Here is a 22,150-nt window from a genome sequence, read left to right as displayed (position 1 = left end):
TCAACTACTCCTTATCAGTGGTCGTGGCGGCGACAGCCTCGGGCGCCTCGGCGGTCTCGGCATCCTGGGCCTCGACGTCGGCGTCAACGCCGGCGAGCGCAGCCAGGTCGTCGAGAGCGGAGGTCTCCTCGGCGGTCACAGGGGCGGAGGCGTCCTCGTCGGCATCGTGCATGGGCTCGATGTCCAGTGCGAGGGAGCGAATCTCCTTGACGAGAACCTTGAAGGACTCGGGGATACCCGGGACAGGAACGTTCTCGCCCTTGACGATGGACTCGTAGGTCTTGACGCGGCCCACGGTATCGTCGGACTTGACGGTCAGGATCTCCTGCAGGACGTTGGAAGCACCGTAAGCGTACAGTGCCCAAACTTCCATCTCGCCGAAGCGCTGGCCGCCGAACTGGGCCTTGCCGCCCAGAGGCTGCTGGGTAACCAGGCTGTAAGGGCCGGTCGAACGGGCGTGGATCTTGTCGTCGACCATGTGGCCGAGCTTGAGGATGTAGGACGTACCCACGGTAATGGGCTCGCGGAACTCCTCGCCGGTGCGGCCGTCGAACAGACGGGTCTTGCCGCGCTCGTCAAGCTGGGTGACGAACTCGGGACGCATGTGATCGCCAAAGGCAGCGGTGGCCTTGTTGAGCATGTTCTTGTTGGCACGACGAATGACCTCGGCGATCTCGTCCTCCTTGGCGCCGTCGAAGACGGGCGTGGCGGTGAAGAACGGACCGGGGACGTACTTGTCGGAGTCGGCCTGCTCGGTATCCCAACCGCAGGCAGCAGCCCAGCCAAGGTGGCACTCGAGCAGCTGGCCGACGTTCATACGCGAAGGAACGCCCAGCGGGTTGAGGATAACGTCGATCGGGGTACCGTCAGCCATGTAGGGCATGTCCTCGACCGGCAGAACGTTACAGATAACACCCTTGTTGCCGTGGCGGCCGGCGATCTTATCGCCCTGCTGGATCTTACGACGCTGGGCGACGTAGACGCGCACCTGCTCGTTGACGCCGGGGGCCAGGTCGTCGCCGTTCTCGCGGCTAAAGCGGACGACATCGATGACGCGGCCGTAAGCGCCGTGAGGCATCTTAAGGGAGGTATCGCGGACGTCGTGGGCCTTGGCACCGAAGATGGCGCGCAGCAGGCGCTCCTCGGCGGTCAGAGCGCTCTCGCCCTTAGGTGTGACCTTGCCGACCAGGATGTCGCCAGGGCCGACCTCGGCGCCGATGCGGATGATGCCGTCCTCGTCGAGGTTGGCAAGCATGTCCTCGGAGAGGTTCGGGATCTCGCGGGTGATCTCCTCGGGACCGAGCTTGGTGTCGCGGGCGTCGATCTCGTGACGGGTGATGTTGATGGTCGTCAGCAGGTCCTCGGCCACCAGGCGCTCGGACACGACGATACCGTCCTCGTAGTTAAAGCCTTCCCACGGCATGTATGCCACGGTGAGGTTCTGACCCAGTGCAAGCTCGCCATGATCGGTCGAAGGACCGTCGGCCAGGGGCTCGCCCTGCTCAACGGTGTCACCGACGCGCACGAGCGGACGGTGGTTGATGCAGGTGGACTGGTTGGAGCGCTGGTACTTGGCCAGGTGATACTCGTCCATGCCGCCGGCATGCTTGACGATGATCTTGGCGGCGTCGGCAAAGATGACCTCGCCGGCATTCTTGGCCAGGGTGACCTCGCCGGAGTCCAGAGCGGCGCGACGCTCCATGCCGGTACCGACATAGGGAGCGGCGGGGTGAACCAGCGGCACGGCCTGACGCTGCATGTTAGCGCCCATCAGCGTACGCTTGGCGTCGTCGTGCTCAAGGAACGGAATCAGCGTGGCTGCGACGGAGAGCATCTGACGCGGCGAGACGTCCATGTAGTCGACGTCCTCGACGGGCACGTCGGCGGGAGCGCCGAAGGAGCCGTCGAAGTCGCGGGTACGGGCGATCACGGTGTGCGGGCGGACAAGCTTGCCCTCGGCATCGGTCGTGATGAACTCGTTGGTCTTGGGATCGAGCGGCGTGTTGGCCGGCGCGATGACGTGCTTCTCTTCCTCGTCAGCGGTCATCCAGTCGATCTGGTCGGTGGCAACGCCGTTCTCGACGCGACGGAACGGGGCCTCGATGAAGCCGTACTCGTTGACGCGGGCGTAGAGGGCGAGCGAGCCGATCAGGCCGATGTTGGGGCCTTCGGGGGTCTCGATCGGGCACATGCGGCTGTAGTGCGAGTTGTGAACGTCGCGGACGGCCGTCGGCACGTTGGTGCGGCGGCTGGAGCCGGACTTGTGGCCGGCAAGACCACCAGGGCCGAGTGCGGACAGACGGCGCTTGTGGGTCAGACCGGTCAGGGGGTTCGCCTGGTCCATGAACTGCGAGAGCTGCGAGGAACCGAAGAACTCCTTGATGGAGGCCACGATCGGGCGGATGTTGATGAGCGACTGCGGGGTGATCTCGTCGATGTCCTGGGAGCTCATGCGCTCACGGACGACGCGCTCCATACGGCTCATGCCGATACGGAACTGGTTGGCGACGAGCTCGCCGACGGTACGGATACGGCGGTTGCCAAAGTGGTCGATGTCGTCGACCTTGAAGCCCTGCTCGCCGGCAGCGAGGGACAGGAGGTAGCGCAGCGTCGCAACGATATCCTCGTCGGTGAGCACCGTGACCTCTTCCTCGGTGGTGAGGTTGAGCTTCTTGTTGACCTTGTAACGACCGACGCGGGCCAGGTCGTAGCGCTGCGGGTTGAAGAGCAGGCCCTCGAGCAGGCTGCGGGAAGCGTCCACGGTGGGAGGCTCGCCCGGGCGCAGACGACGGTAGATCTCGATGAGGGCGTCCTCGCGAGTGAGAGCGGTGTCGCGCTCCAGGGTGCGCTTGATCACATCGGAGTTGCCGAGCAGCTCGATGATGTCGTCGTTGGTGACGGCGATGCCAAGGGCGCGCAGGAACATCGTGGCGCTCTGCTTGCGCTTACGGTCGATGGAGACCATGAGCTGGTCGCGCTTGTCGACCTCGAACTCAAGCCAGGCACCGCGGGACGGGATGATCTGGGCCTTGTAGATCTGCTTGCCCGAATCCATCTCGGAGCTGTAGTACACGCCCGGGGAGCGGACGAGCTGCGAGACGACGATACGCTCGGTACCGTTGATGATGAAGGTGCCCTGATCGGTCATCATGGGGAAGTCGCCCATAAAGACGAGCTGCTCCTTGATCTCGCCGGTCTCCTTGTTGGTGAGACGGACGTCGGTCAGAAGCGGAGCCTGATAGGTCATATCCTTCTCGCGGCACTCCTCGACGGTGTGCGCGGGGTCGCCGAACTGATGCTCGCCGAAGGTAACCTCGAGAACATGGTTCTGACTCTGGATGGGGCTGGATTCCTTGAACGCCTCACGAAGGCCCTCATCCTTAAAACGCTCAAAGGATTCCCTTTGAACAGAGATAAGGTTGGGGAGCTCCATGGCCTCCGGGATTTTCCCGAAGCTGACGCGCTTGCGCTCAGTGGCAGTGTATGCGTAGGTCACCAGGTTTTTCCTCCTTCACGGAAATGCTCGGTGGGTTGGCGAGGCATAGCTTCGCCAGTTATCGCAACCTAATAGTTTATCAGGTACCGACCGTTGGGCAAGAAAAGCCTTGACGCGATTGAGTTTTTGGAGTAGCAAAGTTTTTCGACAGAAAACACGCAGGTAGATATATGTGTATCGAACATCTGTTCATATATTTTCTGTGAACAGAGAGCCGGCAATCGCAGCTCTTATAAAAAACGCGCGCGAACCGAAGTCCGCGCCCGTAAATGTCGATGCCCGAAGGCTTACTTGCGCATCAATCCGCCGCGCTCGTCGATAGCGTCCCAGAAGGCATCGGCAAAGCGGGGGTCGCTTGCAGCCATGAGGGCGTTGGTGGCCATCCAGCCAGAGGGAGTGCCGGTGTCGTAGCCCGACAGCGGGTCGATGACGACGGCATACATGGCCTCGCGGTCGAGCGAACGGGCCATGGCGTCGGTGAGCTGGATCTCGCCGCCCTTGCCGGCCTGCTGATCTGCCAGCAGGTCCATGACCAGCGGGCTCAGCAGGTAGCGACCGACGATGTACAGGTTGGACGGAGCAGCCTCGGGAGCGGGCTTCTCAACCAGACCGCCGATACGCCAAACAGCGCCCGGCTCGGCATCGGCAACGTCCTCGGCGCCCTCGAGCGAACCGACGCGCTCGCCGGCGATAACACCGTAGCGGCTGACTTCCTCGGGCGAGCAAGCAGCGACGGCGATAACCGAAGCGCCACCGTGCTCCTTGGAAACGGCGAGCATCTTGTCGCAGATATCGCGGTTAGGCACAACGTAGTCGCCCAGAAGAACCAGGAAGTTCTCCCCTGCCACGGCGTCGGCAGCAGAGCGAATAGCATGGCCGAGGCCCTTGGGCTCGTACTGATAACGGAAGTCGACCGGCATACCGCCAGCGTGGGCGACAGCATCGGCATAGGCGTTCTTGCCGCGCTCGCGCAGCAGGTTCTCGAGCGAACGGTCGGGCTGGAAGTAGTTCAGTAGCTCGGGCTTACCGGGAGAAGTAACGATGATGGCATCGTCGACCTCCTCGGGCTCGAGCGCCTCCTCGACGACGTACTGAATGACGGGCTTGTCGAGCACCGGCAGCATCTCTTTGGGCGTGCACTTGGTGCCAGGCAGAAAACGCGTGCCAAGACCGGCGGCGGGGATGATTGCCTTCATGTTATTCAAAGATCCTTTCGCAGGCGCAAAAGCGCCCCATGCGTGCGGCACACAGCCGCAGACCAAATTGCGATACCCAAGCATCTTACCGCTGGAACTATATGTCGCTACAAGGCAGAGACAATTCTTCAGCAGGTCAACGCAAATTATTGCTCGAATGGTGCAATTTTATTGCCCAACGGCAGGGCACCCGATACGACGCAAATCACAGAACATGGCAGTTTGAGCAACCGATGCCGAGGGACCGAAAAACAAAAAAGACGGGGCTCGCAATGCGAACCCCGTCTGCAAAGAAATCTGGCGAGAAAGCCTGATTACTTGAGGGTGACAGCAGCGCCAGCAGCCTCGAGCTTCTCCTTGGCAGCCTCGGCGTCCTCCTTCTTGGCACCCTCGAGAACAGCCTTGGGAGCGCCCTCGACGACCTCCTTGGCCTCCTTCAGGCCAAGGTTGGTGAGCTCACGGACGGCCTTGATGACCTGGATCTTGTTGTCGCCGAAGCCCTCGAGCACGACGTCAAACTCGGTCTTCTCCTCGGCCTCAGCAGCGCCAGCAGCGGGAGCGGCGACAACAGCGGCAGGAGCAGCGGCGGAAACGCCGAAGGTGTCCTCGATAGCCTTAACGAGCTCGGAAGCCTCGAGAAGGGTCATTTCCTTAAGAGCATCGATGATCTCATCGGTGGTAAGCTTAGCCATTTCTAAGTCCTTTCGGTTTCCGTGCGGATGCACGGAGATCAGTTAAAACACGGCGCGAATGCGCCAGGGGTGCGGCGTTGCCGCCGCGGGTGAAAACAGCAACTAGGCTGCCTTCTGCTCGGAGACCTGCTGGATCGAACGAGCGAGACCAGAGGAAACGCCGTTGACGCAGACAGCGATGTCGCGAGCGAAACCGGAGATGAGGCCGGCGATCTGGCCGAGAAGCTGATCCTTGGTGGGCAGCTCGGCGATAGCCTTAACATCATCAGCGGAAACGGCCTTGCCGTCGGAGATACCGCCCTTGATCTCAAGGACGCCCTTGGACTTAGCGGAGAAGTCCTTAAGGGCCTTAGCGGCCTCGACCGGCTCGGTCTCGTAGAACACATAAGCGACGGGGCCCGCGAGGATCTCGTCGATCTCGGGCTGCTCCTGGTTCTTGAGAGCGATCTTGACCAGGTTGTTCTTGTAGACCTTCATCTCGGCGCCGCACTCGCGAAGCTGATGACGCAGCTCCTGAGCCTGCTTAACCGTCAGACCGTTGTAGTTGACGACGAACAGACCGGCGTTCTCGGCGATACGGGACTCGATCTCTGCAACCTTGTCGATTTTGTACTGCTGGGGCATGAATTACACCTCCTCGAATTCTTTCCGGGCACGGTCCGCCACAAGGACGTGACGGGGGCATGTCCAAAAAGAAAGCCCCCGCGCTGCATGAGCGACGGGGGCGAGAAGACATATCTACTCGACCACCTCGGCTGGCGGGAAGTCCCATTAAGCTCGCGGGCGATGCCCGTTTGCACCGGCTGTCTCTGGCAGCGGATTCGTGCGTGAACCGAAAGTATTATGGCGGGGACCCCGGCGTCGGTCAACGGGCACGAGGATTCGCACACAAACCCTGCATACGCTCCGGTCGGGAGGGGCAGGGCGAGTTTTCCGCTCGGTCAAGTCCTGGGCTCGCACGAAGGCCACATTAAGTGGCCTTCGGCTCGTGCGGAATCTACGGAAAACTCGCCCTGCCCCTCCCGACCGGAGCTACGTTGCCTTTGTTGCGAATCCTCGTGCCCGTTGGCCGGCGCGCCCCACGCATAACCCTTAGGTCGGTGGGCTGATGGGTTGGGTCCCGTTGGGCTACAGGGTTGAAAGGAAGGTGGACAGGCGGCGGAGGCCTTCGTCCAGGTCTTTATCGGAAACGCAATAGCTGAGGCGGACGTGGCCTTCGGTGCCGAAGCAGTCGCCCGGGACTAGGGCTACGTTGGCCTCTTTGATGGCTTTGATGCAGAAGTCTTCGCTTGTCAGGCCGAATTGTTTGATGCTCGGGAAGGTATAGAAGGCTCCTGCGGGCTCTACTACGTCGAGGCCCATGGCGTATAAGGCTGCGAGTACGCGTTCGCGGCGGGCTCGGTAGACTTTGAGCATGGGGGTTGGGTCGACGGTCAGGGCTCGAGCTGCGGCGTCCATCTCGAAGGAGACGGCGCTCGATACTAGGTATTGGTGAGCTTTTGCGATCTCGGCGATGACGGGTGCCGCTGCTGCGAGCCAGCCCAGGCGCCAGCCGGTCATGGCCCAGGGCTTGGAGAAGCTCTCGATGATCACCGTCTGCTCGCGCAGCTCCGGGTGTCGCTGGGCAAAGCGCTCGTAACCATCCACATAGACCAAACGGTTGTACACGTCGTCGCAGACCACGTAGATGCCCGACTGCTCCGCTACGCGCGCCACGGCGTTGAGCGATGCCGCGTTGAGAATGCAGCCCGTGGGATTGTTGGGCGAGCAGATAACGATGGCCTTGGTCGCCGGGGTCACACAGGCGCGAAGCGCATCCTCGTCAATCTGAAATTGCGCAGGCCCCGTATCCAAAAAGACCGCTTTGGCGTGATTGGCCACAACGATGCTTTCGTACAGGCCAAAGGCCGGCGTGGGAATAATGACCTCGTCGCCGGGGTTGAGCATAGCCATAAATGTTGCCGACAGGGCCTCGGTCGCGCCGTCGGTCAGGATGACCTCGTCGGCCGAAAACATAAGGCCCGCGTCCCCCATGTAGGCAGATAACGCCTCACGCAGGGCGGGGCGACCGTTGTTGGGCGGATAGTGCGTGTCGCCGCGGTCCAACGAAGCAGTCACCTCGGCGCTAATCACATCGGGCGTGGGAAAATCGGGCTCACCTAGCGCGAGCGCGATGCACCCCGGATGCTGGGCGGCGAGCGCGTTGATCCGGCGGATACCGGAGGGCTTAAGCGTGGCAAGCGAGGTGTTCATGGGCAGACGCATGACGTTCCTTTCGTAAGGGTTGCACTAGGATAGCGCGGCGGGACGCCGCCGGACGGTGTAACCTAAACGGAAACCAACCGGAAAGAAGGCGGCATGGAGACGACCGCACGCGGCGATGTACCAAAAACGCTGCAAACCATTGCGTATATCAGTATTCCCAAGAGCGCCGATCTTGAGTTTTTGCTCTGGGACCTGCAGGATGCCATCGCCGCCTATGCACAGATTTCCGGCACCGCACTCCCCCATCCAGTCGACTTGGAGGCGGATGATGCCGGCAGCGTTGCCGGTACCGCCGATGGCATTGTGTTCGCCGTTGAAGATGCACCCAATGATGAAGCGATGGCGCCCATTGAGCAGGTGCTCGACCGCTTTGGCGGCGCAGGGACGCGTGCCTACGTTGTTGTCCAGGCCGACATCGGCGGCCTGGAGCGAGCACACGGGCTCGTCGTGCGTCTGCGAGCGGCGTGCGACCTTCGTGGGCTGTCATGGTGCGGCGGCGTTGTCGCCTGTACCGGCAGCGGCTTCGCGGCGCTTCGTCACTCACCGCGCATGGGACTCTTGCGGCGACCGTTTTCGGAAGCGATGGACAAGCTCGTAGGCGCCGTTCGTATGGGCTGTTCGGTTGAGCATGCGCAGCGACTTGGTGGTGGTAATGCCGAGGACGTCGACGCCGACGGCATGGCTTGCGCCGAGCCAGCCGTGCCCGTGCCGATCTGGCGAGGCGTTCTGAAACACCTCGGCGCCCGCACTCAATCAATAATCTAAATTAATGAGCTGCCCAGTCAACGGCTTCACTCCAACGCTCGACAAGCCGCTCCAAACGCCACGCCGCGTTGGCAGGACTCGTCGACGGCAGCACGATGGCGGGTAGCCCCGTCCGCTCTTGTAGATAGCGTTTGTAGAGCCGTCCGGCCGTGCCGCCGTTGCAGACAACGATCTCGATCGGCGTGGCATCCACAATGCGTTCAATATGTGCCGGCACAACGTTTTTGATGCTAGCGTCACTCGAGCCCTTAATGTCGCAGCTCTCGATCACATCCCACAGGGCTACGCCACCGTTAAGCAGCATGGATCGCTTGGCAGCAACCGAGGCGTCGAGCGTCGCGGGCTCGCCGCTCGACAAAGAGTCTCCCTCGTTGGGCGGCACGGGCGCACCGAGGCACACGGCCATCACACGCCAAAAGCGATTCTGAGGGTTGCCGTAATAAAAGGCGTTGGCGCGCGAAAGCACCGAGGGAAACGATCCGAGCACCAAAACGCGCGAGCGCTCGTCAAACACGGGTTCAAACCCATGCTCAATATGTTGATAGCCCTCGTCGGACACAGGCATGGGCTAGGCCCTCAGTAGATAGCGCACCTCATAGGGTGCAAGCTCGAGGGTACCCGTAAGCTCGACCGTGGGCGCATCGTCGGCAAGTAGGTCGGCAAAGGAGCCGTTGAGCTCGCCGGCTCCAAAGGTATAGGGCTCGTTCACGGCATTGACCGCCACGAGCACCGTCGCGTCGTCGCAGGCGCGCTCGAACAGCAGCTGCTTGTTCTGAATCACCACGTTGCGATAGGCACCATAGTTGAGGGCACGGGCCGCCGCGTCGTCTGCCGAGCGCAGGTGCGCGAGCTGCTTGATGAAGGCCGTCAGCTCGTTGGGCGCAGGCTCATCGAGCGCAGGTCGCAGCGCCCAGTCACCATCGGGGCCGCCCTTTTCGCCAGGAATCCCCCACTCGCTGCCATAGTAGACGCACGGAATGCCCGGCATGCCAAAGAGCATGCCATAAGCGGGGCGCAGACAGGACTTGTCGGTAAGGATGCTCGCCAGGCGCGGCACATCGTGGTTGTCGACAAACGACAGCAGATGCTTGCCGCGATAAATGCACCACGGGTCACCGCCAAACTGGCGGTGCAGCGAGTGCGCGATCTCGAACATATTGACCGAGTTAAAGCTGGAGTACAGGCCCTTGTAGCACTCGTAGTTGGTGCAGGAGTCGAGCATCTCGTCGTTGACGATCTGGTTGTAGTCGCCGTGGAGCGTCTCGCCGATCAGCACAAAGTCGGGCTTGAGCTCACGGGCAAAGGCGTGCAGGCGGCGCATAAAGTCGCGGTCGAGCATATAGGCAACGTCCAGGCGCAGGCCGTCGACGCCAAAGACGTCGGCCCAACGGCGCACGGACTCGAGCAGGTAATCGACCACGGCGGGGTTTTGCAGGTTGAGCTTCACGAGCTCAAAATGGCCTTCCCAGCCCTCGTACCAAAAGCCATCGCCATAGCAGGAGTCGCCGTCAAAGCTGATGTGGAACCAATCCTTGTAGGGCGAGTCCCACTTGCGCTCCTGCACATCGCGGAAGGCCCAAAAGCCACGGCCCACATGGTTGAAGACCGCATCGAGCACCACGCGGATGCCATGGGCGTGCAGCGTCTCGCATACAGCGGCAAAATCGGCATCCCCACCCAGGCGACGGTCGATATGGCGCAGGCTGCGCGTGTCGTAGCCATGGCCGTCGGATTCGAGCGGCGGGTTAATGAGCACAGCACCGATGCCGAGCTCTTGCAGGTAGTCGGCCCATTGGGCGATCTTCATGATGGGCGCATCGGGGTTGGGCGCTGCGTTGGCAGCCTGGGCGAGCTCATCTTCGGCAACGGGCGCGGCGTTTTCGCGCGGAGCTCCGCAAAAGCCCAGCGGATAGATCTGATAGAACGTCGTCTCGTATGCCCACATAGCAACCTCCCGGTAAGCTCAACACAACGACATCCATTGTATGCCCGCCGCGTATCCCCTCCCCCAAAATAAGTTGCGGTGAAATAATTCCTGCTTGGGCCTTCAGAGGCCTTAAACAGGAGCTATTCCACCGCAGCTGATGAGGGGACGTGATTAGGCGACGGGCTTTGCGCGGCGTATGGCCGGGAACAGCACCGTGATGGCGAGGATGACGCCCACGACGGTAATCGCCCCGCCCGCGAAGCCAATCCAAGCGATACCGGGACCCGAAACCACGGCGCCACCGATTGCGGTGCCCGTGCCGATACCCAGATTGAACAGGCCCGAGAAGATCGACATGGCGACGGCCGACGAATCCGCCGGTGTGTACTTGATGAGCTCGGCCTGAAACGCCACGTTAAAGGCCGTGGCGCAGCAGCCCCATAGCGCGCAAACAGCGAGAACGGCGACGAGCGACGGTGCAACCGGACCCATGAGCAGCAGAGCCACCGGCACGCCGGAGAGCGTGATAGCCAAGAACGGGAAGCGATGCCCATCGAACAGACGGCCGAACAGCCAGCTTCCGAGCAGACCAGAGCAGCCGAACGCCGTCAGCGTCATGGTAATAGCGCTTGCGTCGACGTGCGCGACCTGCGCCAGGAACGGCTCGATATAGCTGTAACCCGCATAATAGCCGGTTGCCATAAAGACCGTGACCGCGTAGAGCGCGATCAGGAACGGGTTCTTGAGCAGCACGGGCAGCTGTTTGACGGTAAAGCGCTCACCCGCCGGCATAGCCGGAAACACCGCGGCTTGGTACACCACCGCGGCGGCAGAGAAGGCACCGACCACGGCGAATGTCATGCGCCAGCCCACGGCCAGCCCGATGGCGCGGCCGATCGGCAGGCCAAAAATCTGCGCGATGGACGAGCCCGTGGCGATTATGCTGATGGCGAGCGCCCCATGGCGGGTGTCGACCAGGCGCGAAGCCATGATCGAGGCGACCGACCAGAACACGGCATGCGCGCAGGCGACCACCAGACGCGCGCAAACCAAAATAGGATAGGTGGGCGCCAAGGCGGACAAGAACTGGCCGAGCGAAAACACGGCCAAAACGCCCAGCAGCATCCGCTTGAACTCAAAGCGCGAGGCAAACACCATGAGTGGCAGCGACAGCAGCATGACACCCCAGGCGTAGACCGAAATCATGATGCCTGCCTGGGCCTCGGTGAGCGAGAACGATGCGGCAATATCAGTCAGAAGGCCAATGGGCATGAACTCTGATGTGTTGAACACGAACGAACAGCAGGCAAGCCCGATAAGCGGGAGCCACTGCTTGAGCGAGATGCCATCTTGTCTTGCCTGAGTCATGTAGGAACCCCCTCCGATTGTCTTGAGCGATGGGCGATTATATAGCAACGGCCCCGCATCCGTCAGCAACAGATGCGGGGCCGTAATCAACTCAATACACAGAGGTTGCGCCATCAATAAATAACTAAGCCAGCCCCAGCAATATGCCCGCCGAATGCACGACAAACGCCACGATCCAGGCGACCGTCACCTGAAACGCGAACACGGCCACGGCATAGCGCGCGCCCAACTCGCTCTTGACGGCGCCGATTGCCGCTACGCAGGGCGGGTACAGCAGCGTAAAGACCAGGAACACGTAGGCGGTAAACGGCGAAAACATGGTCGACAGCGCCGCGGGCGACGTTGCGCCCAAAAGCACCGTGAGCGTCGAGATGACGCTCTCCTTGGCAATGAGTCCGGTGACGAGCGCCGTCGACGCACGCCAGTCGCCAAAACCGAGTGGGGCCAACACCGGCGCGATGATGCTACCCAGACCGGCAAGCAGACTCTGCGACTGATCGGCGACCACATTAAAGCGGATATCGAACGTCTGGAGGAACCAGATGACCACGGTGGCGGCAAAGATAATGGTAAAGGCCTTGGTAATAAAGTCCTTGGCCTTATCCCATGCCAGCATCACCGTCGTCTTGACGCTCGGCAGGCGGTAATTGGGAAGCTCCATGATAAACGGCACCGGGTCGCCCTTAAATGCCGTGCGGTTGAGCACCAGGGCGGCAATGCAGCCGACCACGATACCAATCAGATAGAGCGAGACCATGGCGGGAACTGTCGCCTGCGGGAAGAATGCCCCGCACAGCAGACCGTAGACCGGCAACTTGGCCGAACAGCTCATGAACGGCGTGAGCATGACCGTCATCTTGCGGTCGTGCTCGGATGGGAGCGTACGGGTCGACATGATAGCCGGCACGGTGCAGCCAAAACCGACGAGCATAGGCACGAAGCTGCGGCCCGACAGGCCAAAGCGACGCAGCACTTTATCCATGACAAAGGCCACACGCGCCATGTAGCCGGAGTCTTCCAGAATGGAGAGGAACAAAAAGAGCACGACGATAATCGGCAGGAAGGTCAGCACGCTGCCCACGCCCGTAAGCACGCCGTCGACAGCCAGCGAGCGCACCACGTCGTTGGTGCCGAACGCCTTGAGGCCCGCATCGGCCGAGGCGATGATGGCAGCGATGCCGTCCTCCATAAGTCCCTGCAACGCCGCGCCGATCACGCCAAACGTCAGCCAAAAGACGAGACCCATGATCACCAGGAACGCTGGAATGGCCGTGTAGCGACCCGTCAGGATGCGGTCGATCTTGACGGAACGCACGTGCTCGCGGCTCTCGTGCGGCTTGACGACGCAGCGCCCACACACGTCGCCGATAAAGCCGAAGCGCATGTCAGCCAGTGCAGATAGACGGTCGGTACCGGCCTCACCCTCCATCTGGGTAATGATGTGCTCGATGGCGTCAAGTTCGTTACGGTCCAGATGAAGCGCCTCGGTCACCAGCTCGTCGCCTTCAACCAGCTTGGTCGCCGCAAAACGCACCGGAATGTGCGCCGTCACGGCATGGTCCTCGATCAGGTTGGCAATACCGTGGATGCAGCGATGCAGTGCACCGCCGTCCGAGCCATCGGGCGCACAGAAGTCCAGGCGACCGGGGCGCTCGCGGAACCGTGCCACGTGCAAGGCATGATCCACCAGCTCGCCGATACCCTCGTTGCGGGCAGCGCTAATGGGGACAACAGGCACGCCCAACAGGCTCTCGAGCAGGTTGACGTCCACGGCGCCGCCGTTGGCCGTCACCTCGTCCATCATGTTGAGCGCGATGACCATGGGGCGGTCGAGCTCCATAAGCTGCAGCGTCAGGTACAGGTTGCGTTCGATATTAGTAGCGTCGATGATGTCGATGATGGCGTCGGGGTTTTCGTCCAGGATAAATTGGCGACTGACGATCTCTTCGCCCGTGTACGGAGACAGCGAATAGATGCCGGGCAGGTCGGTAACGCTTGCCTCGGGATGGTTACGGATGGTGCCGTCCTTGCGGTCGACCGTCACGCCGGGAAAGTTACCGACATGTTGGTTGGAGCCCGTAAGCTGGTTGAACAGCGTGGTCTTACCGCAGTTTTGGTTGCCGGCGAGGGCAAAATGCAGCGGTGCGCCCTCGGGCACGGCCGTCTTGGCAGCACGAGGCGAATACGTCCCTTCGCCCAGGGCCGGGTGATCCGTCGTGCCGATTGCGGCGTTAACGCGCGGGCCGGTATCGGTGTCGTGCACATCCACGAGCTCAATGCGTGCGGCATCGTCCTTGCGCAGCGTCAACTCGTAGCCGCGCAGGCGAATCTCGAGCGGATCACCCATGGGGGCATACTTCATCATGGTAACTTCGGTGCCCGGAGTTAGGCCCATGTCCAAAATATGCTGTCGGAGTGCCTGATCGTCCGATGCCACCGATGCGACAACGGCGTCCTTTCCAATCTCGAGTGTATCGAGCTTCACGCGCTCATCCTTTCGTTAGACGCGGTTAACCGTTTACCGGGGCTAACCAACTCGTAACGACAAATGATAGCGCTCTGAACTATTATATAAAGTCAAATACCGATGTTTACCTGCGCAAACTTTATGCGGTGCGCCCCGAAAGCTCTTTGCGCATACCGCTCAGCGAGATCGAAATGGAACCCGACCGCGCGGTAGCAGTGAGTCGATCACCCTCAACCGACCCCGTGCATGTAAAGGGCGCCTTGCCCATCAAGACGTGGGAGATAGTACCCGAGAGCTCAAAGAAATCGCACTCAGCGCGGGCACCCGAGAGAGCGATATTGAGACCCCTGACGTTTAGTACTGCCCTGAGCGCGCCGTTCACCCCATGTGAAAACGTCACCTCGCCGCGCTTGCTCCCCACCGGCGTCTGGGCCAAAACCACATACGTACCCTCAAGCATGGCTCCTCCTCTAAGCAGACTTTTTGAAACGGGCAAGTAGTCTACTTTTACATATGGCGTTCCAGGAAGCGGAAGGCCAGGCGGATCCAGGGGCGGACGGAAACCTGCTTGTCCTCGTTGTCGACCGCGGTATTGGCGTTGCCGAGCGAAAGGCCGTGGCCACCCTGGTCAAAGACGTGCATCTCGCATGCAACACCCTCCTCGGCCATGCGCTGCGCAAACGGGTAGACCTGCGCGACCGGCGCCGTCTTGTCGTCCGAAACGCCCCACACAAAGGTCGGGGGCATCTGGCGCGAAACGTGCGTGGTAGGGCAAATGTCGGCCAGGTGCTCATCGGTCGCCTCGCCGCCCGTCACCATCGACAGATAGTCGTTGAGCAAATCGCGCCCTGTCTTGCCACCCGTCTTGGGCACGCGCAGGTCGATGCGCGGGTCACGCGTCTGCATATCGCGCACATAGGCAAGGTCGAGCAACGGATAGCCCAGCACCACGGCGTCGGGACGAATATCCTCCGGACGAGCCCCGGCAAGGCCCGCGAAAGGTCCGGTCTTCCACTGCGTTGCCAACGAGGCGCAGATCATGCCGCCCGCCGAGAAACCCACGATGCACACGCGCTTGGGATCGACATGCCACTCGTCGGCGTTGGCGCGCACGGTAGCGACCATCTTGGCGAGGTCCGCCTGCGGGTGCGGAAAGCTCACGTCGCCCGTGGCGCTCGTCACATAGTTGAGCACAAAGGCCTGGTAGCCGCGGTCCAAAAACGCAAACGCCACCGGGTCCTGCTCGTGCGGAGCGATATGCGTAAACCCGCCTCCGCCGCAGATGATTACCGCGGGGCGGCGGCCATTGGGCTTGTCGGGCAGCGGCTCGGCACCCAGATACGTAAACGTCGCTGGATAATCCTCGGTCGGCTCCTCGCCCCACAGCGCATGGTTCTCAATAATCATAGGTGCTCCCTCCGTGCGATTCGTGCGCACTCGTTTTTCGCACCTTAGCGTACCCCACTTGAGCCCGCGGCGCAGAAACACCCCCGCAATAAGTTGGCCTTCAACTGATATATCACAAAATCGCTGTTCAGAGGCATCGTTAAGCAGCGTAAAATAGGAGCGCTGACCATGCTGGGAAACACGTACGAAACGTTTCCGGCAAACCACACGCGTGCAACATGCACGCCTGATACGTTGGAGGCATCTATGGGTCTGCTCGATTCGCTCAAGTCCACGTTCACTTCGTCGGGCGAGGCGTCCGTTCCGCCCGCAGCAAGCTTCGCCACCCGCGAAGGCGTCATCTACGCTCCCGTCAACGGCGTGCTCGTCAATCTGAGTGAGGTTCCCGACGAGACCATCGCCTCGGGCATGCTCGGCCAGGGCTACGGCATCGAGCCCATTACCGGCACCATTTACGCCCCCGCTAACGGCCGTATCGGCGCCACCACCGTCACCAACCACTCCATCGGCATGATCACCGAGGACGGTCTTCGCGTGTTCATCCATGTTGGCCTGGGCACCGTGGAAATGAACGGCAAGGGTTTTGCCCGCTTTGTCGAGATGGGTGACACGGTCAAGGCCGGCCAGCCGCTCATCAGCTTCGATCGCGAGGCCATCAAGGCCGCCGGCCACGAGGACATCGTGACCGTCATCATCTCCGAGCTCGATCGTCTTAAGAGCATCGACCATGTCGGCGAGTCCGGAACGCTTATCGGCGGCAACCCGCTCGTCAAGCTGGGCGACCCGCTGCTGGTAGCCAAGACCAAGTAGCCAGGCCCCGCGCCACACAGCCAAAAGGCAACACGAAAAGCGCCCACGAGCATTTGCCGTGGGCGCTTTTCGTTTGAAAAACCATCCCGCCAATGCCTTATCTGTATAGCCCAAATGAGCCGAGCTGCTAGAATATCGAACTGTATGGATAACTATCATTCAACCGTTATGGGAGGATACGTGAACCGCACCAAAATCGCGCAGCTTTACGCCGATGCCGAGTCGCTTGGCGGCCAGACCGTCACCGTCGCCGGCTGGGTCAAGTCCATCCGCGACATGAAGAACTTTGGCTTTGTTACGCTCAACGACGGCAGCTGCTTCCGCGACCTGCAGGTCGTCATGAACCGCGAGGCACTCGACAACTACGACGAGATCGCCCATCAAAACGTCTCGGCCGCACTCATTTGCACCGGCACCGTCAAGCTGACCCCCGATGCGCCCCAGCCCTTCGAGCTTTCTGCCACCTCCATCGAGGTCGAGGGCGTCAGCGCCCCGGATTACCCGCTGCAGAAGAAGCGCGCAACCGTCGAGTTCCTGCGCACCCAGCAGCACCTGCGCCCGCGCACCAACCTGTTCCGCGCCGTGTTCCGCATCCGTTCTGTCGCGGCTGCCGCCATCCACCGCTTCTTCCAGGAGCAGGGCTTTGTCTACGTCAACACCCCCATCATCACCACGAGTGACTGCGAGGGCGCCGGCGAGATGTTCCGCGTGACCACGCTCGACCCCAAAAATCCGCCCCTCACCGAGTCCGGCGAGGTCGACTGGAGCCAGGACTTCTTTGGCAAGCACGCGAGCCTTACCGTGTCCGGCCAGCTCAATGCCGAGAACTTTGCCATGGCCTTTGGCGACGTGTACACCTTTGGCCCCACCTTCCGCGCCGAAAACTCCAACACCACGCGCCACGCCGCCGAGTTTTGGATGATCGAGCCCGAGATGGCCTTTGCCGACCTGAACGACTACATGGATAACGCCGAGGCCATGCTCAAGTACGTCCTTAAGGACGTTATGGCTACCTGCCCCGACGAGCTCAATATGCTCAACAAGTTTGTGGACAAGGGCCTGATCGAGCGCCTGGACCATGTGGCAAACTCCGACTTTGCCCGCGTTACCTACACCGAGGCTGTCGAAATCCTGGAGCAGGCAGTCGCTGCTGGCCACCAGTTTGATTACCCCGTCAGCTGGGGCATCGACCTGCAGACCGAGCACGAGCGTTTCCTGACCGAGGAGCACTTTAAGCGACCGACCTTCGTAACCGACTACCCGGCCGAGATCAAGGCGTTCTACATGCGCATGAACGAGGACGGCAAGACCGTCGCCGCCGCCGACTGCCTGGTTCCCGGTATCGGCGAGATTATCGGCGGCTCCCAGCGCGAGGAGCGCCTGGATCTGCTCGAGGCCCGCATCAAGGACCTGGGCATGAATCCCGAGCAGTACAAGTACTACCTTGACCTGCGCCGCTACGGTTCCTGCAAGCACGCCGGCTACGGCTTGGGCTTCGAGCGCTTGGTCATGTATCTGACCGGCGTGGGCAACATCCGCGACGTCCTGCCGCACCCGCGCACCGTGGGCAACGCCGACTTCTAATCGCCACAGCGCCACCGAACGCGTTCCAGCGCATCACGCCAGCGCCTCTCGGCAAGCCGAGGGGCGCTTTTTTCAACAGTATCCGTCAAGCTTTTGGCAAGATTTTGGTCAGTTGAGCAGGGCTGTTGAAAACTCGACCCGCCGCTTGCCGACGACTACCGACCGCCCGGAGTGTCCTGCACCCCTGGGAAAGCCCCGCGCCCTAGGCTCCATACCGTCGCCACCCAAAACGGAAAGGACGTGGACGCCATGACCGAAACCGCTGTTGAAACTTACGAGACCACGACGAGGGGCGCCGCCTCGATGGCAGCCTATCGCGCCGTTCGCATCCTGCAATTATTAAGCGAAAACACCGGCGAGGACAAGGCCATGCTTTCCGATGAGTTGATCCGGCGTCTCGCCCATCCCGACGACCCCGCCCGCATGCCCATCTCGGCGGCGCGGCGCAGCATCTACACCGCCATCTCCGCACTTCGCCATGCCGGATACGAAATTGAATACAAGCGCGGCGTGGGGTATCGGCTCTTGACCCGTCCGCTCACCGACGAAGAGATCATCCGGCTCCACGGCATGGTCATGCGCAACCGCTCTACGCCCATCGCCATTCGAAAAAGCATGGCGCAGCACCTGGTCGCCATGGCGAGTGCCGACGTTCGCGGCTACCTCGATGCACCCGAGCCTGCTCCAAGCGCAGGCGACAAATCCACCAAGGCCATACGCAAGCCCGTCAAGCGCATCGATGCCTGCGAGCTCATCGAGCAGGCCATCGACCACGGAACCACGGTGAGTTTTGATATTTCGAGTGTCACGGCACGCGGAGAGGTCGAAGTGGCGCGGATGACACTCCGGCCCTTTGCCATCAAGCAACGAGACGGCATCTCGTATTTGCTGGGAACGGTCTATGACGCGCGAGGCGCCGACGACACGCTGCGTACCGTTGAGATCGGCCGCATGAGAAACGTCACCACACGTCTCCTCGACGGCAAGAAGCTCTTCGCCGTCCTGGACGAGGACGATGCCTCCTCCGCCGCATAAGACCCTCCGCCGCCCATTCGACTACCCGTACCGCCCATCCGATTCTGTATTAAAAAACCCGCCAGGCTGTTGTAAAAATGGACATCAGCGCTACTATAGTTCCACTTGCACTTTGTCCCAGTGCAGTGTTTCCAGCCATTTTTATACTGGGGGTAATGATATGAAGGACATCACCATCAGCCGCAGGAGCCTTCTGGTCTCCGCCGGTCTGCTCGCGCTCGCCCCGCTCGCCGGATGCGGCGGCAACTCTGGTTCCGGCTCTGCTGCCGCCGGTTCCGACTACACCATCGGCGTTCTGCAACTCACCGAGCACTCCGCACTCGATGCCGCCAACGACGGCTTTGTCAAGGCCATCAAGGAGAGCGGCCTTAAGGTCAAGATCGACCAGAAGAACGCCCAGAACGACCAGTCCACGTGTAAGTCCATTGCCGACAAGTTTGTGGGCGACAACGTCAACCTGATTTATGCCATCGCCACGCCCGCCGCGCAGGCTGCCGCCGGCGCCACGGCCGATATCCCCATCGTGGGCTGTGCCATCACCGACTACGCCGCCTCCGGCCTGGTCCAGGACAACGACAAGCCCAGCACCAACGTCACGGGCGCTTCCGACCTCACCCCAGTCGCCGAGCAGCTCGAGATGATGCAGAAGGTCCTGCCCGACGTTAAAAAGGTCGGCCTGCTCTACTGCACCGCCGAGTCCAACTCCGACGTCCAGATCAAAGCCGCCAAGAAGGAGCTCAACAAGCTGGGCCTCGAGTACACCGATTTCACCGTCTCGAGCTCCAACGAGATTCAGTCCGTCGTCGAGTCTGCCGTGGGCAAGGTCGACGCGCTGTACTCCCCCACTGACAACACCATCGCCGCGGGCGCTTCGCAGGTCGGCCAGATCTGCAAGGAGAATAAGCTCCCCTTCGTGACCGGCGAGGAGGGTATGTGCATGGCCGGCGGCCTGTTCACCCTCTCCATCAACTATAAGGACCTGGGCTACGCCGCGGGCGAGATGGCCGTTAAGATCCTGAAGGGCGAGGCCAAGCCCGAGGATATGCCGATCAAGCACCTCTCGAGCAAGGACCTGGTCGTCGTCAAGAACGACGAGATGGCCGAGGCTCTGGGTATCGACCTTTCCGCTCTGGACGAGTAGCGCCGTGCGCGGTAACGCGTCTAGGGCCCGCACGCGCGCCACAGCCGCGTTATTCAATATCTGAGTCCTTGGGGCGAACGCTAAAGACCGGCGTTCGCCCTGCTTGTTTCGGATGAGACAAAACATCCGTCCGCAGCTCTTTTATGCATTGGTACCGCTATTATGGAAAATCACGTGTCCACCCTATCCTAGGAGGTATGAAGCATGCTCATTGCATTGCAGGGCGCCGTTTCGCAGGGCGTCCTCTGGGGCATTATGGTGCTTGGCGTGTTTATCACGTTCCGCCTGCTCGACATCCCCGATATGACCTGCGACGGCAGCTTTGCCCTCGGCGGCTGTGTCTGCGCCGTACTCATCGTCAACAATAACGTCGACCCCTTGCTCGCCGTGCTGGCCGGCATGTGCGCCGGCGCCATCGCGGGCGCCGTCACGGGCATCTTGACCACCGTCTTTGAGATTCCCGCAATCCTCGCCGGAATCCTTACGCAGATCAGTCTGTGGTCCATCAACCTGCGCATCATGGGCAAGTCCAACACGCCCATCCTTGCCAAGGGCACTATCTTCTCATCCGTCAGCAACATGACGGGCCTGCCGCAGTCCACTGTTGCCATTATCCTAGGCATTGTGCTGGCCGTGGCCATCGTCGCCATCCTGTACTGGTTCTTTGGCACCGAGATCGGCTCGGCGCTGCGTGCCACCGGCAACAACGAGTACATGATCCGCGCCCTAGGCGTCAACACCAACTCCACCAAAATGATCGCCCTCGTGCTCTCCAACGCCCTCATTGGCCTTTCGGGTGCGCTCATCTGCCAGAGCCAGAAGTATGCCGACATTGGCATGGGTACCGGCGCCATCGTTATCGGTCTTGCCGCCATCGTCATCGGCGAGGTGCTCGGCCGCCTGCTGCCCGGCGGTCTCACGCAGTTCTCCGTCCGTCTGGCCTCCGCCGTCTTTGGCTCCGTGGTGTACTTCCTCATCCGCGCCATCGTGCTGCAACTGGGCATGGACGCCAACGACATGAAGCTGCTCTCCGCCGTGATCGTCGCCGTGGCCCTGTGCGTGCCCGTGGTTTGGGAGCGCTATAAGCTCCGCAGCTCCTACACGAAGGGAGATGAGGCAGATGCTTAAGCTCTCGCACGTCAAGAAGACCTTTAACAAGGGCACCGTCACCGAGAAGCGCGCGCTCACCGACGTCGACCTCACCCTCAACGATGGCGACTTTGTAACCGTGATTGGCGGCAACGGCGCCGGCAAGTCCACGCTGCTCAATATGATCGCCGGCGTGTATCCGCTTGATTCGGGTGTTATTGAGCTCGACGGCACCGACATCTCGCGTCTGAGCGAGTCGCAGCGCGCCAAGTACCTGGGCCGTGTGTTCCAGGACCCCATGCGCGGCACCGCAGCCGACATGCAAATTGCCGAAAACCTGGCCCTCGCCAAGCGCCGCGGCCAGCGTCGCGGTCTTTCGTGGGGCGTCACCAAGGCCGAGAAGGACGAGTACGTTGAGCTGCTCAAGCGCCTGGACCTCGGTCTGGACACGCGCCTCAACGCCAAGGTCGGCCTGCTCTCGGGCGGCCAGCGCCAGGCACTCACCCTGCTGATGGCCACGCTCACCAAGCCGCGCCTGTTGCTGCTCGACGAGCACACGGCGGCCCTCGACCCCAAGACGGCTTCTAAGGTGCTCAATCTGACCGAGGAGATTGTCGACGAGAACCACCTGACCACGCTCATGGTCACGCACAACATGAACGACGCCATCCGTCTGGGCAATCGCCTGATCATGATGCACGAAGGCCACGTGATCTACGACGTGGCCGGCGATGAGAAGAAGTCGCTCACCGTCGCCGACCTGCTCCAGAAGTTCGAGGAGGTCTCGGGCGGCGAGCTCGCCAACGACCGCATGCTGCTGAGCTAACGACCTAGAAAACCACCACAAAGGGGACAGGCACCTTTGTGGTGGTTTTCGTTAACCCTTATATCGAGCGCAGAAGCCCGTC

Annotated in this window: 18 protein-coding genes; 7 read left to right on the top strand and 11 right to left on the bottom strand. The window is 61.4% G+C overall.

Going from position 1 to position 22,150, the window contains the following annotated elements; genetic code table 11:
• Positions 1-4 precede the first annotated feature (4 nt).
• The 5 genes from rpoB to PMW67_RS01845 all read right to left on the bottom strand — a co-directional run bounded on the left by rpoB (position 5) and on the right by PMW67_RS01845 (position 7,649).
• Positions 5-3,496, bottom strand: a complete 3,492-nt coding sequence (gene rpoB / locus PMW67_RS01865) for a DNA-directed RNA polymerase subunit beta (RefSeq protein WP_271738607.1) — start codon at positions 3,494-3,496, stop codon at positions 5-7.
• A gap of 287 nt (positions 3,497-3,783) precedes the next feature.
• The gene (locus tag PMW67_RS01860) at positions 3,784-4,692 is read right to left on the bottom strand and encodes a UTP--glucose-1-phosphate uridylyltransferase (protein WP_117757105.1); all 909 of its coding nucleotides are present in this window, start codon (positions 4,690-4,692) and stop codon (positions 3,784-3,786) included.
• 314 nt (positions 4,693-5,006) lie between these two features.
• Positions 5,007-5,384, bottom strand: a complete 378-nt coding sequence (gene rplL, locus PMW67_RS01855) for a 50S ribosomal protein L7/L12 (protein WP_006235005.1) — start codon at positions 5,382-5,384, stop codon at positions 5,007-5,009.
• Positions 5,385-5,486: 102 nt separating this feature from the next.
• The gene (rplJ, locus tag PMW67_RS01850; protein WP_055250258.1) at positions 5,487-6,008 is read right to left on the bottom strand and encodes a 50S ribosomal protein L10; all 522 of its coding nucleotides are present in this window, start codon (positions 6,006-6,008) and stop codon (positions 5,487-5,489) included.
• Positions 6,009-6,512: 504 nt separating this feature from the next.
• Positions 6,513-7,649 (bottom strand): pyridoxal phosphate-dependent aminotransferase, encoded by a 1,137-nt coding sequence (locus PMW67_RS01845; RefSeq protein WP_124785986.1) that lies wholly within the window; start codon positions 7,647-7,649, stop codon positions 6,513-6,515.
• Positions 7,650-7,742: 93 nt separating this feature from the next.
• On the opposite strand from PMW67_RS01845, the gene PMW67_RS01840 reads away from it, so the two are divergent.
• Positions 7,743-8,414 carry a hypothetical protein gene (locus tag PMW67_RS01840; RefSeq protein ID WP_124785985.1) on the top strand — a complete coding sequence of 224 codons (672 nt, stop codon included), beginning with the start codon at positions 7,743-7,745 and terminating at the stop codon, positions 8,412-8,414.
• A 1-nt stretch (position 8,415) separates the two neighbouring features.
• Here PMW67_RS01840 and PMW67_RS01835 read toward each other — a convergent pair whose 3' ends face one another.
• From PMW67_RS01835 to PMW67_RS01810, 6 genes are all read right to left on the bottom strand, one after another.
• Positions 8,416-8,979: a DNA-deoxyinosine glycosylase gene (locus PMW67_RS01835; protein ID WP_271738606.1), complete on the bottom strand. Its 564-nt coding sequence runs from the start codon at positions 8,977-8,979 to the stop codon at positions 8,416-8,418.
• 3 nt (positions 8,980-8,982) lie between these two features.
• On the bottom strand, positions 8,983-10,359 hold the full coding sequence (locus PMW67_RS01830; protein WP_271738605.1) for an alpha-amylase family glycosyl hydrolase: 1,377 nt from the start codon (positions 10,357-10,359) through the stop codon (positions 8,983-8,985).
• A gap of 153 nt (positions 10,360-10,512) precedes the next feature.
• Positions 10,513-11,709, bottom strand: a complete 1,197-nt coding sequence (locus PMW67_RS01825; RefSeq protein WP_124785982.1) for an MFS transporter — start codon at positions 11,707-11,709, stop codon at positions 10,513-10,515.
• Between the two features lie 124 nt (positions 11,710-11,833).
• Positions 11,834-14,194, bottom strand: a complete 2,361-nt coding sequence (feoB, locus tag PMW67_RS01820) for a ferrous iron transport protein B (RefSeq protein WP_271738604.1) — start codon at positions 14,192-14,194, stop codon at positions 11,834-11,836.
• 121 nt (positions 14,195-14,315) lie between these two features.
• On the bottom strand, positions 14,316-14,636 hold the full coding sequence (locus PMW67_RS01815; RefSeq protein ID WP_117786142.1) for a hypothetical protein: 321 nt from the start codon (positions 14,634-14,636) through the stop codon (positions 14,316-14,318).
• Between the two features lie 47 nt (positions 14,637-14,683).
• Complete coding sequence (locus PMW67_RS01810; RefSeq protein WP_124785980.1) at positions 14,684-15,583, bottom strand: alpha/beta hydrolase; 900 nt, start codon at positions 15,581-15,583, stop codon at positions 14,684-14,686.
• 246 nt (positions 15,584-15,829) lie between these two features.
• Between PMW67_RS01810 and PMW67_RS01805 the strand changes: the two genes are divergently transcribed.
• From PMW67_RS01805 to PMW67_RS01780, 6 genes are all read left to right on the top strand, one after another.
• Positions 15,830-16,393, top strand: coding sequence for a PTS sugar transporter subunit IIA (locus tag PMW67_RS01805; protein ID WP_089572509.1), 564 nt, complete (start codon positions 15,830-15,832; stop codon positions 16,391-16,393).
• Positions 16,394-16,573: 180 nt separating this feature from the next.
• Positions 16,574-17,977, top strand: a complete 1,404-nt coding sequence (gene asnS / locus PMW67_RS01800; RefSeq protein WP_117563868.1) for an asparagine--tRNA ligase — start codon at positions 16,574-16,576, stop codon at positions 17,975-17,977.
• A gap of 249 nt (positions 17,978-18,226) precedes the next feature.
• On the top strand, positions 18,227-19,012 hold the full coding sequence (locus tag PMW67_RS01795) for a hypothetical protein (RefSeq protein WP_124785979.1): 786 nt from the start codon (positions 18,227-18,229) through the stop codon (positions 19,010-19,012).
• A gap of 160 nt (positions 19,013-19,172) precedes the next feature.
• Positions 19,173-20,153, top strand: a complete 981-nt coding sequence (locus tag PMW67_RS01790) for an ABC transporter substrate-binding protein (RefSeq protein ID WP_117848292.1) — start codon at positions 19,173-19,175, stop codon at positions 20,151-20,153.
• Positions 20,154-20,357: 204 nt separating this feature from the next.
• The gene (locus PMW67_RS01785; protein ID WP_117655043.1) at positions 20,358-21,281 is read left to right on the top strand and encodes an ABC transporter permease; all 924 of its coding nucleotides are present in this window, start codon (positions 20,358-20,360) and stop codon (positions 21,279-21,281) included.
• Entirely contained in the window at positions 21,274-22,068 is a 795-nt protein-coding gene (locus tag PMW67_RS01780) for an ABC transporter ATP-binding protein (RefSeq protein WP_117655044.1), read from the top strand. The genes PMW67_RS01785 and PMW67_RS01780 overlap by 8 nt, the downstream gene beginning before the upstream one ends.
• Positions 22,069-22,150: the final 82 nt, after the last annotated feature.

This window comes from Collinsella aerofaciens (genome assembly GCF_028209395.1).
Taxonomy (GTDB): domain Bacteria; phylum Actinomycetota; class Coriobacteriia; order Coriobacteriales; family Coriobacteriaceae; genus Collinsella; species Collinsella aerofaciens_AZ.
The sequence above is the reverse complement of the archived record's forward strand: the minus strand, read 5'-3'. Positions and strand labels throughout refer to the sequence as shown.